This window comes from Shewanella sediminis HAW-EB3 (assembly GCF_000018025.1).
In the GTDB taxonomy this organism is placed as follows: Bacteria; Pseudomonadota; Gammaproteobacteria; order Enterobacterales; family Shewanellaceae; genus Shewanella; species Shewanella sediminis.
Genome location: NC_009831.1, coordinates 353,790 through 366,716, shown reverse-complemented (window position 1 = coordinate 366,716; position 12,927 = coordinate 353,790). Strand labels below are relative to the sequence as shown.

Here is a 12,927-nt window from a genome sequence, read left to right as displayed (position 1 = left end):
TGTGATTGAAGTAGAGAGTACACTATGGTCCAATTTCACAACACGATTCCTGACAGGTTGAAGCGCGGCAAAGGGATCTGTGTTCTTATCTGTCTGACGATGCTTGTCAGCGCCTGCAGCCAGACCCTGCAACGACAGACCTGCGTGGCCCTGGCCAAAGGTGTCAGCTACTGCCTTGCACCTATCCCATCGGATAATAAGGCACGCTCGGCGACCCAACAGGTAGCCATTAACGTGAATGATTCCCGCCATGAACTCCTGAGTCATTTGGAGCTGGATAGAGAGAAGCTGACGCTGGTCGGTTTGGCTCCATTAGGGCAAGCCCTGTTTACTTTAGTCTTCGATGGCGCGAGTCTGAATAGCCAACAAAGTATGTTGTTAGGTGATGAATTTAAAGCCGAATACCTGCTTGCACTCATCCAACTGATATACTGGCCACTCGAGGATGTAAATGCCCATTTACAAGGTGCAACACTAACATCTCCCGAGTGTGATGCGCCGCGATGTCGAAGAATATATGCTACGGGGAATGACACTAAAGCAGATCAGCAAGAAAGCATCTTGAAGATTCGTTTTGATAAGAGAGAGCCATGGAAGGCAGAGGTCGAACTCGCGATCCCTCAGGCCAATTTTGAACTTAAAATAACTCCGGTTTAAGTTTGTACAATTGCCCTACACAGGCATGAACACCCAAGCTATATAACCCAAGTTCTACAACATTAGTTAGATGAAAAAGATAATGACTAAAATAGCCATCTCACACATAGGACTATGCACTCCGTTAGGCCAGAGCCCGGAACAGGTATTAGCCCGACTAGTTACAGGCGATATCGGCGCGATGAAACTTCGTGACGATCTCATCCCACAGAGCAACACCTTAGTGGGAGAGGTGAACCTGCCACTACCTGAACTGCCTGACTCTCTTATGCAATTCTGTACCCGCAATAATCAGCTGTTACTCTGCGCCGCACAGCAGGTAGCAGACAGGGTCAAACAGGCTCGCGAGCAGTACGGTCCCGAGCGTATCGGCATCATATTAGGCACCAGCACTTCTGGTATTGCTCAGGGCGAAGAAGCATTAAAACATCGAGCCGAACAAGACCTGCTTCCCTCTGATTATCAGTACTCTCAGCAGGAACTGGGGAATGGCAGTGACTTTTTACGCGAATACTTTAAGACCAGCGGGCCTTGTTATACCGTTTCTACGGCCTGCTCTTCGAGTGCCAAGGTATTTGCCAGTGCGAGACGCTTACTGCAGGCAGATCTGTGCGACCTGGTCATCGTCGGTGGTAGTGACAGCCTTTGTAGATTAACTCTCAATGGTTTTAACTCGTTAGAATCCGTTTCAAAGGGCCAGTGTCAGCCTTTTAGTGCCAGTAGAGATGGGATCAATATCGGTGAAGGGGCGGCATTGTTTACCCTCGAAAGAGGCGATGCAGAAATCATGTTAGCTGGCATCGGCGAGTCCAGCGATGCCCATCATATTTCGGCGCCTCATCCGGAAGGTCGCGGTGCCATATCGGCGATACGTGCGGCAATCGATGATGCAGGGATCGGTGTCGATAAGATCAGCTATATCAACCTTCATGGTACCGCCACCCAAAAGAATGATGCCATGGAGAGTCGTGCCCTGCAGCAGGTATTTGGCAACAACATCCCTCCATGTAGCTCAACCAAGCCTCTGACCGGACATACTTTAGGTGCAGCCGGTGCCATCGAGGCCGCATTTTGTTGCCTGCTACTCACCTCGCTCAATACCGCACAGGCTCTCCCGCCACAGGTTTGGGATGGCAAACAAGACGCCAACGATCCCAGTTTACCTTTGGTCAACAAAGGACAAACTGCAGATCTTAACTATATAATGAGTAACTCATTTGCCTTTGGCGGCAGCAATGCCAGCCTGATATTTTGCCGCAAAGAAGCATTATCATGACCCAAGAATACCTTTTACCCGAACCACTGTCTCAACTCCCCGTCGCCGAGGTGGTACCCCATAGAGACCCGATGATATTAATCGATACTCTGGTTGAGCATGGACCGGATACCCTGTTAACTCAGACTAATATTACCAAGCAGAGCCCCTACTTCGATGCCGCGATTGATGCCGTACCCAATTACGTCGGAATCGAATATATGGCGCAGAGTATTGCTGCGCTCGCCGGGCTTGAGGCAAAGTCTCGTGGCGAGGCTATCCGGGTAGGGTTTCTCTTAGGAAGTAGAAAATTAAAGATGCACCGGCCAAATTACACCTTGGGTGAGAGCTATCAGACCAGGGTGACCCGCCTGTATCAAGAAGAGTCCGGGTTGGCTGTTTTCGATTGTCAGGTATTTCATGGCGATACCTTAGTTGCCGAGGCAAATGTAAATGTATTTCAGCCTCAAGATGCCCTCGCCTATATTTCAGAGAGTCAAGGATAAAGCGTGATGAACAAAAGGATATTAATAACAGGCTCCAGCAGAGGAATTGGCAAGGCGATAGCATTGCAACTGGCTGAGGCCGGATACGATATTGCCCTGCACTTTCACAGCAACCGCGAAGCGGCAGAGCTAACGAAACAAGCGCTACTCGAACATGGTGTTAACGTCTCCTCTCTCCAGTTTGATATTGCCGATCGTGAAGGGGTCAAAACCAGCATAGAGAGCGATATTGAGCAGCACGGTGCCTATTATGGCGTGGTGCTTAATGCCGGGATTAATTGCGATACCGCATTCCCGGCCATGACAGAGGATGAATGGGACAGCGTCGTTCACACCAACTTAGATGGTTTCTATAACGTCATTCACCCAACGATTATGCCGATGATACAGACCCGCCTCGGTGGCAGAATTATCACTATGGCCTCCGTCTCCGGTATTGCCGGTAACCGGGGACAAGTCAACTATAGCGCCTCTAAAGCGGGGATCATTGGCGCGACCAAGGCACTGTCATTGGAGTTGGCGAAACGAAAAATTACCGTTAACTGTATCGCCCCCGGGCTAATCGAGACCGACATGGTAGCGGATATCCCTAAAGATATGGTCAAAGAGATAGTCCCTATGCGCCGCATGGGCAAACCCTCTGAAATTGCCGGCCTGGCTAAATTTCTGATGTCTGAGGATGCCGCTTACATTACCAGACAGGTGATCTCGGTTAACGGAGGTATGATCTGATGGAGCAGAAACTGGTATTAAACGGAGATATAAATACATGAGCAGACGAGTCGTCATCACTGGCTGCGGCGGAATTTCCAGCCTGGGCCACGACTGGCCAACCATCGCCGCTAATTTAAAGGCTCAGAAGAACTGTGTCGTGCGTTTCGATGAATGGGATCGTTATACCGGCCTAAACACACGTTTAGCCGCCCCCGTAACTGACTTCGAAAAGCCGGCTCATTACTCCCGGAAAAAGGTCCGCTCTATGGGCCGGGTCTCACTGATGGCGACCCGTGCCAGCGAGCTCGCGCTTATTGACGCAGGCCTGTTAGATGATCCTATCGTGAGTTCCGGTGCCATGGGCATCGCCTATGGTTCCTCAACCGGTAGCACAGATCCCATTATCGCCTTTGGTGACATGCTAAAGAATGGCGATATGTCGGGTGTCACCGCCACCAGTTATATCCGTATGATGGCTCATACCACCGCGGTTAATGTCGGCGTATTCTTTGGCCTCAAGGGGCGTGTGCATACCACCAGTAGCGCCTGCACCTCCGGTAGCCAGGGAATAGGCTACGCCTATGAAGCGATTAAGTATGGCCAGCAAGAGTTAATGCTTGCGGGTGGCGGTGAAGAGCTATGCGCCACCGAAGCCGTGGTATTCGATACCCTTTTTGCCACCAGCACCAAGAATGATACTCCCGAGCTCAGTCCCAGCCCATTCGACAAAGGCCGTGATGGTTTAGTCATAGGCGAAGGCGCCTGTACCTTAGTACTGGAGGAGCTCGAACATGCTCAGGCTCGCGGTGCAAAGATCTATGCCGAAATAGTCGGCTTTGGAACTAACTCCGATGGTCTTCATGTGACTCAGCCCAATGCAGGTACCATGGAGGTCGCCATCAGGCAGGCTTTGAAAGACAGCCAACTGTCACCCGATGCCATTGGTTATGTGAACGCACACGGCACGGCGACCGATAGAGGCGATATTGCAGAGACTCAGGCAACCCACGCCGTCTTCGGCGCATCGATGCCTATCTCATCACTCAAGAGTTATACCGGTCATACCTTAGGGGCTTGCGGCGCATTAGAAGCCTGGGTCACTGTAGAGATGATGAATGCAGGCTGGTTTGCACCGACCCTGAACCTGACGGAGATAGACCCCGAGTGCGGTGAGTTAGATTACATTAAGAGTGATATTCGACATATAGATACAGACTATGTGATGAGTAATAACTTCGCCTTCGGTGGCATCAACACCTCCTTGATATTTAAACGCTGGTCAGACACCAACTCAACACAATAAAAGGATATTATTGATGATAAAACATATCACCTTAGCCTTAGTGCTAACCCTAAGCTCCGTTGCCGGTCAGGCACTTGCCGAAACATTTACCGAAGCCGAATATGTGGCCATTTTTAACGGTGATAATATTAATAAGCAGAAGCAAGCCATCGACTCTCTGGTACTGGCAGGTCTGTCGGATCCTAAGGTATTCGATACATTGCACGCTAAATTTAAGGCGTCACTGCCACAGGCCGTCAACAACGCCAGCATCGATTACAGCGCCTGGCTACTTAAAGGGCTAGCCTACTCCGGAGATGAGAAGTACCTGCAAACTTTCAACGAGATCATAGCAGGCGACTACCCAGGTAAGCTGAAGAAGTATGCAAAGAAGTCTATCCCGACTCTTAAGCAGTATAAGAGCTGGACGCCTATCCTAAGTGACAAGAGCCAATATGCAGCCTCTGAAACCCGAGAGGTAAATGTGATTGCTAATGCGCTGAGAAGTGATGAGTTAGAGTTAAAGCGTTACGCCGCCAAACGAATGATCAATCACTCACTGTACGCTCCCTATCTGTTATCGGTCTTAGACAGTGAACTCAAGGATCCACGCCTGCTCAAGCATGAAAAGCTCGCAATTAACACTTATGCCTACATGGCAAAGGCGCTGGCAAGCTCGGGAGAGCCGGAGTACAAGGCCACTCTGGAGCATATCGCAAAGCAAAGCTCAGAGAGAAAGTTACAAAAATACGCAAAGAAGTACCTGAAAACCTACTATTGATATCAGAAAATGTAAGCCGGATTTAAGAGATATATTTCTTGTTGCACAGAGATATCAATTAGATTAATCTTATCAAGAACAATCTAATCGATCTCATCCAAAACATCTGAGAGGGAGTGCATCAATGCTACAGTCTCTGCTATCTAAACTCGCCGGCGCCGGGCCCGATAAACGCAGCTGGGAACTCATCAAACAAGGCGCCAGGGTTATTGATGTAAGAACTCCCGAAGAGTTCGGCTCTGGGCATCTGCCGCAAGCCATCAACGTACCTCTGAGCCAAATATCGACCTGGCTGATAGATCAAGATCCTAAGCAGAGTTTCGTACTCTACTGTGCGGCGGGGATCAGGGCTCAAAAGGCCTGCGATCAGCTTAAATGCAGCGGCTTTCCCAATGTCATCAATGCCGGCTCACTGAAAGACCTTCTCAGTTATCAAGCGACTTAACCTCTACTTCAGTTATAAAAAATCCCCCAGCGACTAGTCGCTGGGGGATGGACGAACAATAGGGTCAAAATAAAGTTAGGGGTTGATAGTTCCGCTCTTGCCTCTGCCCTTTGCATTCAAACTCTTTAATACCAAACGGCATAAACAATCAAAGTGCCACCTGAATTAAGCCACTATCTTTTCTAATGCTTGCTGAGCCGACTCGATCCCCTGCTTAGATGCCTCAGGTCCCATATTAAGAGCTTCGCTATACACGGTTTCAACCTCTTCGATACCGATAAATCCAAGTACTGTCTTAAGGTAAGGAACCACATGATCTGAGGCGCCACCTTTATGTACGCCGCCTCGCGTCGTGATCAAAACGGCTCGCTTACCCGTAATCAAACCTTTAGGTCCGGTTTCTGTGTAGGTGAAACTCACGCCGGCACGCGCAACCAGATCGATCCAGTTTTTAAGCTGCGTAGGAATACTGAAGTTATACATAGGCGCTGCAATCACTATGGTGTCATGGGCTTTAAGCTCTTGAATAAGCGAGTCTGACAGTAGCAATGCCTGCTCCTGACGCGCCGATAACTGATCACCACCTCGTAAACCCGATGCAATCTCACCATCGAGCATTGGCAGAGGCTCTGCGGCCAGATCACGTACGCTGATCTCGGCTCCCTGCTGTTCCCAATGCTGCTTAAGATGCTCAACCAACTGACCGGATTGAGAGTAATCGCCTAAAATGCTCGACTTTAAAATTAGTACTTTTGACATAACTGACTCCACATCATTTTGTGATTGAGAACCGTCTCTCAATTCGATGTAGGCAGTTTAATTTACGATAAAAAAGAAAAAAAGCGGATAAAATATGACAAACAAACCTAAAAAACAGAACGTTTAAGCGATCACGACGAAGAGAGGCAGGCTCCCTCACCGGTTTAAAGTTATCCAGTGAGTGATTTAAATTTATGTATGAGGAACTGGCTGACTGACATAAATCCCTTCAAACTCGGCGCAGCAGCGATCACCGACGTATATTTCCACCACCAATTTCACCTTAACCCGACGTCCTAGAGTCAATCGAGAAAGATCAACATCCGGCCAGCTTACCTTTGCTGTTGGTGCCCCTGAAATCGGGGCTAAGTAACGAATATGGCCGTCGGCCAACACAATATCGCCGTTAACCTCTGCCAGCCTTTGCTGCAGCCACAGCATCCCCCAGCCCGTCAAAGTTGCCAGGGTATAGATGCTGCCGGCAAACATGGTTTGATGTAAGTTGATATTAGGAGATAGGGGGGCTGTGACCTTCAGCCGATTATCATGATATCCAAGCGGGGATATCTGCATAAACTCACTCACGGGGATCGTTTGATGCCAGGTTTCAGTCAGCTCCTTCAGGAGTGAAGCTATCTGCTGACCCCTCTCATCGGAAGCGGTCACCGCTACACCTGGAGATTAAAGGTAACGGGGCCATCATTGACCAGACTCACCTGCATATCGGCCGCAAATTCCCCCGTTTGAGTTGGCATGCCTTTGGCTCTGCAAAACGCCACAAACTCTTCATATAGCACTTTAGCCTGATCCGGCGTGCCCGCCCCGGAGAAACTGGGTCTTAAACCACGCCCGGTATCCGCGGCTAAGGTAAATTGCGATACGACAAGCAGGGCTCCACCGGCCTGGCTCACATTCAAGTTCATCTTTCCATTTTCATCACTAAACACACGATAACTCATGACTTTATTCGCAAGCTTCTCCATCTTAAACGAGTCATCTTCACGCTCAACACCAAGCAATACCAATAAGCCTTTATCTATGGCTCCTATTGTTTTTCCATCGACATCGACTTTAGCTTGAGTAACACGTTGGATCAGGGCTATCACGTTCAATTATCTCCAATTTAAAAAGGCCTAGAACCTAGGCCCCAGAAACTTTTAGATTAGTTTTTAGCTTACAAAGACCGAGACTGCTGCATTACCGGTATCGGCTTAATCAACTGCTCAGAACCTTTTGGCAATGAATGGCCGACCTGACGCAGCCCTTCATCGGTCCATAACATGAAACGACGTATCTCTTCGAGCTCGATGGTATTCACAAAGGTCGCCGCGCCTTGCACCTGAATAATGGCGCCGTTTTCACGCAGGGTAAACTTTGCAAAGTTAAGCTTATGATTTAACGTGCCAATCAATATGAGTAGATCTTGACTACCCACCAATTTCGGATGAACGGCGTAGAAGCGATTCATCATAATGCGATCGATCCCATCTGGATTGATACTGGGCTGAAGTACAAACTGGTTATCATCAAACTGCAATGCAATACGGCTTGGTGATGCCATGGTGGCGAGGTAGTTCTTTTTAATCAAGGCATCGAACAATGTCTTAGCGGCATCCTCATTCGTCATGCCACCTAATGTCACCCTCTCCGGTGCAATGGTTGCACTCGCCGTCGTATCGCTCTTATCGGTGGCTGCGCAGGCACTGAGCATTGTCACAAGTCCTGCGATAATTAGTTTTTTCATTTATCTATTTCCCTCATATTATTAGCCATTTCCTGTACGGCATAGACGACTTCCAGAAACATCTTATCATTGGCCAGCGCATGATACCCGCCTTTGATAAGAGTATATTTCATATCACCGGAGCCAAACTCTTCTAAAAACTTCTCAACGATAACAGAGGGGCAAACCCAGTCCATCTCGCCTTGCAGTATCACCGTATCCGCCTTTATTCCACACGCCATTTCACGCATCAGTGCATAGGCACCGAAGTATTGCTGACTGGCATAATGCAGCTCTATTTCGGCCAGACTCTTCGCCAAAGGGGTACCCGACTCCGGCAGTTCGGCTCCCGGAAGAGCGAGTGCCAACTCCCACTTCAACCAGCCACGCACATACTCGAGGCGTGTGTCGACATCCGGGTCGAGAAAGCCAGATTGATACCGTTTAAAAAGCGTATCGATCTTAGCCGAGAAAGGGGCCAGGGCGGTAAACTCTAAATAGTCCTGTGGGAATAGGGTTGCGGCCCCCTGATTACCATACAGCCAGTTAGCCCCCTCTTCATTGGGGATAAATAGCCCCCAAAGCACCTGTGACAGCACTCTTTGAGGATATAGACAACTATAGATAAATCCCAATGTCGCACCAAATGAGCCCCCCACGACACACCAGGCCGGAATATTGAGCCATAAACGCACTCTTTCGATATCGCCCAACAGGTGCAGCAAGTCGTTATGCTTCAGCTCACCATGTGGTTTGGAACGTCCGGCCCCTCTTTGATCCAGCAAAAAAATATGAAATGTGTCTCTATCGAAAAGCCTGAGGTCTTCTACAGCACATCCCCCCCCCGGGCCCCCATGAAGGAAGAGCAGCGGGATCCCATCCGGGTTGCCATGCTGCGCCAGATGCAGCACATGCCCGTCACCAACATCCAACCAGTCACGGCGAATAAATGCCGGTAAGTGGCTACTCATTATTGACGGTTTTCTTTTTTAGATTCGTTAACGGCAGTTGAGATAGAAAAGCTAATCTGCGGATCATGGGCCTCCGCCTTCTTTTCTGACTCCTCATCTTTACCCGACTGTCTCTTATCGAGATATTCAGGCATCGCAGCGGTGATCTCGGCACCTAACAAGACGATGATCCAGGAGAGATAGACCCACATAAACAGAATGGGGATCGTCGCCAGGGCACCATAAATAGCCTCATAGGTTGGAAACTTAGTCAGATATATTGCGAAGCCTTTCTTACCGAACTCAAATAACAGGGCGGCGACAATCGCGCCTAGCAGCGCATGGAAGAACTTAACCTTAATATTAGGCACCACCATATAGATCAACAGGAAGGTGGCAACCGAGAAGAACATAGGTAATCGTTCAACCAGCACGGGAACAACACCGGACAAGTCGGAGCCGTTAAATACCTTTAACGACACAACATAGGAGGTGGCAACCAGGCTCGCCCCCATCAATACCGGTCCTAAGGTCAACACCATCCAGTACATCGAAAATGACACCACCATGGAACGTTTCTCAGTCGTTCGCCAGATATTATTCAACGCCTTATCGATAGCGGAGATCAGCATGATCGCCACCACCATCAGGGCGGCAATACCCACGGCCGTCCCCTTAGATGCATTACTGACGAATTCGTTGATATAAACTTGCACCGTATCCCCGGCGGCGGGGAGGAAGTTGTTATAGATAAACCCCTCGATCTGCCCCCTGATCCCACTGAATACTGGAAACGCCGACAGCATTGACATAGTCACGGCGACCATAGGCACCAGGGAGAGCAGAGTGACATAGGCTAAGTGCCCGGCACGAATATTTATCTGATCTTCCGCCAGGCGCTGCTTTAGATGTATCATGAAGTGCCAAGTGCTCAGCACGAATGTATGAAGCTGTGTTCCATCTATCTTCTTTATCACTGCTATCTCTTGATTAAGTTGGTGTTGAATGCGTATCTTCGTACAATAAAGCTTATAACCTAAGATTTACAAGTGTAAGGAATAAATAGATGTCACAACAAGGATCGGCAGGCAATGTCATTGCCGCTATCGCAAGCTTCTTTTTCGCGGGATTAGGTCAACTCGTTCAGGGGCGCATACTCGCTGCAATTATCTTTTGTCTAGCTACCTACGCTTCATACGGTATTGCCACTTTCACTTTTGGCATATTTCTAGTCGTTGCACTCCCCTTGCACCTTTGGTGCATCATCGACGCAGCAAGGTATAAAGCCGATTAACGATCACCATTTTGGAAACCCCTGGACAAGGATCCCTACAGATGAAGAAATATATCTCTATTGCGATTATCGCCACCAGCCTGTTGCTAACAGGTTGTCAGAGCGCCTACTACGGCGCCATGGAAAAAGTGGGCTATCACAAGCGTGACATCATGGTCGACCGCGTCGAAGACGCTAAAGAGTCTCAAGAGGACGCACAGAAGCAGTTCAGCTCTGCACTTGAAGAGATGCAGGCACTGTTAAACCACGATGGTGGTGATCTGGAGGGCGCTTACAATAAAGCCAAAGATGAGTATGAGTCCGCTCAGGATGCCGCCGATGATGTCACTAAGCGTATAGATAAGGTCGAAGATGTGGCCGAAGCACTATTTGACGAATGGCAGAGTGAGATTGGTGAGATAAGTAAGGCCAGTCTGCGCCGTAACAGCGAGGCTAAGCTTCGCGAGACTAAGCGCTCATACAATCAGCTGGTAAAAAGCATGCGCCGCGCCGAGAGTAAGATGCCACCCGTGTTGACGGCCATGAAAGATAATATGCTCTACCTCAAGCATAACTTAAACGCCCAGGCCATAGGCGCCATAAAAGGTGAGTTCACCAGCCTGCAGACCGATATCTCGGGTCTGATCAAGGAGATGAACAAGTCTATCGATGAGTCGAACAAGTTTATCGCCTCTCTGGAAGGTAATTAATATAACAGGTGACAGAGCAAGACGGGCTACGCCCTGACCGACGCCAACAAACCGGCTAAAGGGCGCGCTACGCGCTGTAAAAGCTAAGACGACGCCAACGAGTTGGCTAATCGGACAAGCAGCCTTTAGCCGAAGGCGTCGATAGCTGACGTAGTCAGCGTCCTATAGCCTGCGAAGCGGGCATCCTATAGCTGACGCAGTCAGCGTTCTATCAAGCTGTCACCAGCTCCTCTGACAGCTTTCGATAATCATTGAGCTTTCGATATAGGGTCGTCTTGCCGATTTTAAGCTTCTCCATGGCAAGGGTTTTATTTCCGCCACACGACTTAAGCACAGATAGAATATATTCCATCTCCATCTCCTCCAACGACAGGGTCGGCGTTGAAAGCTGAGACTTTAATACCGGGTTTTGGGTCATGGTCTCGGGAAAGTCGCCTGGAGTGATCTCCTGGCCCATACACAGGGCAACACTTCGCTCAACCACATTCTGTAACTCACGCACATTGCCGGGCCAACCGTAGCTCAGAAGCAGCTCGGAGGCCTTCGGAGAGAAGCCGATGACATTACGATTCATATCCTTATTCACCTGCTCCAGAATAACCTTAGCAATAAACAGAATATCTTCCGCCCTGTCCCGCAGAGGGGGAATGGTCAGCTCAATCACACAGAGCCTGTAATAGAGGTCGGCCCGGAAACGATTGGCTTTCACCTCTTCGCTCAAATTTCGATGAGTGGCCGCAATGATACGTACATTGACCTTTCTGTCCTGACTATCCCCGACCCGCCTTATCTCTTTCTCCTGCAGTGCCCTAAGTAACTTAACCTGCATCGCCGCCGATATATCACCGATCTCATCGAGAAACAGCGTACCTTCGTTGGCTTGCTCAAATAAGCCGATATGATCTCTGTCGGCGCCGGTAAAGGCGCCCTTCTTATGACCGAATAGTTCACTCTCCAGCAGTGTTTCAGTCAGAGCTCCGCAATTAACGGCGACGAAGGGTCCTGAGGCGCGCGATGAATGGTCATGAATAAACCGGGAGACACGTTCTTTACCGACACCGCTCTCTCCCGAGACCACGACGGACGAGTCCACCTTGGCAATACGCCGGGCCAACTCGACAATCCGTTTCATCTCATTACTGCGGGTCACTAAGCCGGAAATGTTATGAAGGTTGGCATTATAGAGGCTCAACTGCTCCTGCTGACGCTTGAGATCCAGCTCGGTTCTCTTTAACTTTTGAGTCAGCCCTTTGAGCAGGGTATCGGCTGACTCCATGCTATAAAATGGCTGGTGAGCCTCGAGTTCATCTCCCCAATCTTCTCTGAACTTCCCCACGATACGACAAAACGGATCGCCGGCCCCGCGGCACTTGTCTTCGATAAAGTAGACTTCACGCTCCTGCTTACAGGATTCATAACCACTGGCAAACCCTGTCAGCGTCCAGCAGATGGGTTCCTCGGCAACCCCGAAGAGCAGATGATGTTGCTCCGCTTCATAGGAGTTATCCCAACACACCTGCATCGAAAAGCCTGAGGCCAAATTGTCCGAATGGTTGAAGTCGCATGTTCTGGTCAACCCAAACAACATGTGAAGGTAGGAGCCACCCTCATCTTGAGAAAATATGGTCGGATATTCTGACCGCAATAATTCCGCCGTACGCCAGCCATGAGCATAACCAAACCGAGTCAATATACTACGCGCGGCAAAATGGCCGAAGGTATCTATCAGCTCCTTACGCAGTAAACCCAAGGCTACGGCATCGAACAGTAACATGCGTTGATCTTTGAGCTTAATGATCCCCTCTTCGGGAACAAACTCCAGAAAATCTTTCGGATCTATGTCGTTTATCAGCATCTTGTTAATTTACCTAA

Annotated in this window: 16 protein-coding genes; 9 read left to right on the top strand and 7 right to left on the bottom strand. The window is 49.3% G+C overall.

All coding sequences use genetic code 11. The annotated features are described in order from the left end of the window. Positions 1-24: 24 nt before the first annotated feature. The 7 genes from SSED_RS01625 (at position 25) to SSED_RS01595 (ending at position 5,640) form a co-directional block, all read left to right on the top strand. Positions 25-657, top strand: coding sequence for a DUF3261 domain-containing protein (locus SSED_RS01625; RefSeq protein ID WP_012004453.1), 633 nt, complete (start codon positions 25-27; stop codon positions 655-657). Between the two features lie 82 nt (positions 658-739). Further along, positions 740-1,933 carry a beta-ketoacyl-[acyl-carrier-protein] synthase family protein gene (locus SSED_RS01620; protein WP_190273181.1) on the top strand — a complete coding sequence of 398 codons (1,194 nt, stop codon included), beginning with the start codon at positions 740-742 and terminating at the stop codon, positions 1,931-1,933. Next, positions 1,930-2,418 (top strand): hotdog family protein, encoded by a 489-nt coding sequence (locus SSED_RS01615; RefSeq protein WP_012004451.1) that lies wholly within the window; start codon positions 1,930-1,932, stop codon positions 2,416-2,418. The genes SSED_RS01620 and SSED_RS01615 overlap by 4 nt, the downstream gene beginning before the upstream one ends. 6 nt (positions 2,419-2,424) lie before the next feature. Then, positions 2,425-3,150, top strand: a complete 726-nt coding sequence (locus SSED_RS01610) for a 3-ketoacyl-ACP reductase FabG2 (RefSeq protein ID WP_012004450.1) — start codon at positions 2,425-2,427, stop codon at positions 3,148-3,150. Between the two features lie 37 nt (positions 3,151-3,187). Next, on the top strand, positions 3,188-4,435 hold the full coding sequence (locus tag SSED_RS01605; RefSeq protein ID WP_012004449.1) for a beta-ketoacyl-ACP synthase: 1,248 nt from the start codon (positions 3,188-3,190) through the stop codon (positions 4,433-4,435). 16 nt (positions 4,436-4,451) lie between these two features. Next, entirely contained in the window at positions 4,452-5,195 is a 744-nt protein-coding gene (locus SSED_RS01600; protein WP_041421914.1) for a hypothetical protein, read from the top strand. Between the two features lie 124 nt (positions 5,196-5,319). Continuing rightward, positions 5,320-5,640 (top strand): rhodanese-like domain-containing protein, encoded by a 321-nt coding sequence (locus tag SSED_RS01595; RefSeq protein WP_012004447.1) that lies wholly within the window; start codon positions 5,320-5,322, stop codon positions 5,638-5,640. A 165-nt stretch (positions 5,641-5,805) separates the two neighbouring features. Here SSED_RS01595 and SSED_RS01590 read toward each other — a convergent pair whose 3' ends face one another. The 6 genes from SSED_RS01590 to SSED_RS01565 all read right to left on the bottom strand — a co-directional run bounded on the left by SSED_RS01590 (position 5,806) and on the right by SSED_RS01565 (position 10,049). Beyond that, positions 5,806-6,399 carry an FMN-dependent NADH-azoreductase gene (locus SSED_RS01590; protein WP_012004446.1) on the bottom strand — a complete coding sequence of 198 codons (594 nt, stop codon included), beginning with the start codon at positions 6,397-6,399 and terminating at the stop codon, positions 5,806-5,808. 192 nt (positions 6,400-6,591) lie between these two features. Then, complete coding sequence (locus tag SSED_RS01585; RefSeq protein WP_012004445.1) at positions 6,592-7,065, bottom strand: thioesterase domain-containing protein; 474 nt, start codon at positions 7,063-7,065, stop codon at positions 6,592-6,594. Positions 7,066-7,067: 2 nt separating this feature from the next. Then, entirely contained in the window at positions 7,068-7,505 is a 438-nt protein-coding gene (dtd, locus tag SSED_RS01580; protein ID WP_012004444.1) for a D-aminoacyl-tRNA deacylase, read from the bottom strand. A 68-nt stretch (positions 7,506-7,573) separates the two neighbouring features. Further along, positions 7,574-8,143 carry a hypothetical protein gene (locus SSED_RS01575; RefSeq protein ID WP_012004443.1) on the bottom strand — a complete coding sequence of 190 codons (570 nt, stop codon included), beginning with the start codon at positions 8,141-8,143 and terminating at the stop codon, positions 7,574-7,576. Beyond that, the gene (locus SSED_RS01570; protein ID WP_012004442.1) at positions 8,140-9,093 is read right to left on the bottom strand and encodes an alpha/beta fold hydrolase; all 954 of its coding nucleotides are present in this window, start codon (positions 9,091-9,093) and stop codon (positions 8,140-8,142) included. Before SSED_RS01570 ends, SSED_RS01575 begins: the two co-directional genes overlap by 4 nt. Beyond that, positions 9,093-10,049 carry a virulence factor BrkB family protein gene (locus tag SSED_RS01565; protein ID WP_041421489.1) on the bottom strand — a complete coding sequence of 319 codons (957 nt, stop codon included), beginning with the start codon at positions 10,047-10,049 and terminating at the stop codon, positions 9,093-9,095. Before SSED_RS01565 ends, SSED_RS01570 begins: the two co-directional genes overlap by 1 nt. 89 nt (positions 10,050-10,138) lie before the next feature. Here SSED_RS01565 and SSED_RS01560 point away from each other — a divergent pair, with 89 nt between their 5' ends. Next, entirely contained in the window at positions 10,139-10,366 is a 228-nt protein-coding gene (locus SSED_RS01560; protein ID WP_012004440.1) for a hypothetical protein, read from the top strand. A 41-nt stretch (positions 10,367-10,407) separates the two neighbouring features. Then, a complete protein-coding gene (locus SSED_RS01555) occupies positions 10,408-11,055 on the top strand; it encodes a DUF2959 domain-containing protein (protein ID WP_012004439.1) in 648 nt (215 codons plus the stop codon). Between the two features lie 211 nt (positions 11,056-11,266). Here SSED_RS01555 and SSED_RS01550 read toward each other — a convergent pair whose 3' ends face one another. After that, complete coding sequence (locus SSED_RS01550) at positions 11,267-12,910, bottom strand: sigma-54-dependent Fis family transcriptional regulator (RefSeq protein ID WP_012004438.1); 1,644 nt, start codon at positions 12,908-12,910, stop codon at positions 11,267-11,269. Positions 12,911-12,927 lie beyond the last annotated feature (17 nt).

Bases quoted from the DNA above. Each gene is read 5' to 3' on its own strand.
- SSED_RS01625 (WP_012004453.1), top strand. From the start codon at position 25: ATGGTCCAATTTCACAACACGATTCCTGACAGGTTGAAGCGCGGCAAA.
- SSED_RS01620 (WP_190273181.1), top strand. From the start codon at position 740: ATGACTAAAATAGCCATCTCACACATAGGACTATGCACTCCGTTAGGC.
- SSED_RS01615 (WP_012004451.1), top strand. From the start codon at position 1,930: ATGACCCAAGAATACCTTTTACCCGAACCACTGTCTCAACTCCCCGTC.
- SSED_RS01610 (WP_012004450.1), top strand. From the start codon at position 2,425: ATGAACAAAAGGATATTAATAACAGGCTCCAGCAGAGGAATTGGCAAG.
- SSED_RS01605 (WP_012004449.1), top strand. From the start codon at position 3,188: ATGAGCAGACGAGTCGTCATCACTGGCTGCGGCGGAATTTCCAGCCTG.
- SSED_RS01595 (WP_012004447.1), top strand. From the start codon at position 5,320: ATGCTACAGTCTCTGCTATCTAAACTCGCCGGCGCCGGGCCCGATAAA.
- SSED_RS01590 (WP_012004446.1), bottom strand. From the start codon at position 6,399: ATGTCAAAAGTACTAATTTTAAAGTCGAGCATTTTAGGCGATTACTCT.
- SSED_RS01575 (WP_012004443.1), bottom strand. From the start codon at position 8,143: ATGAAAAAACTAATTATCGCAGGACTTGTGACAATGCTCAGTGCCTGC.
- SSED_RS01570 (WP_012004442.1), bottom strand. From the start codon at position 9,093: ATGAGTAGCCACTTACCGGCATTTATTCGCCGTGACTGGTTGGATGTT.
- SSED_RS01560 (WP_012004440.1), top strand. From the start codon at position 10,139: ATGTCACAACAAGGATCGGCAGGCAATGTCATTGCCGCTATCGCAAGC.
- SSED_RS01555 (WP_012004439.1), top strand. From the start codon at position 10,408: ATGAAGAAATATATCTCTATTGCGATTATCGCCACCAGCCTGTTGCTA.
- SSED_RS01550 (WP_012004438.1), bottom strand. From the start codon at position 12,910: ATGCTGATAAACGACATAGATCCGAAAGATTTTCTGGAGTTTGTTCCC.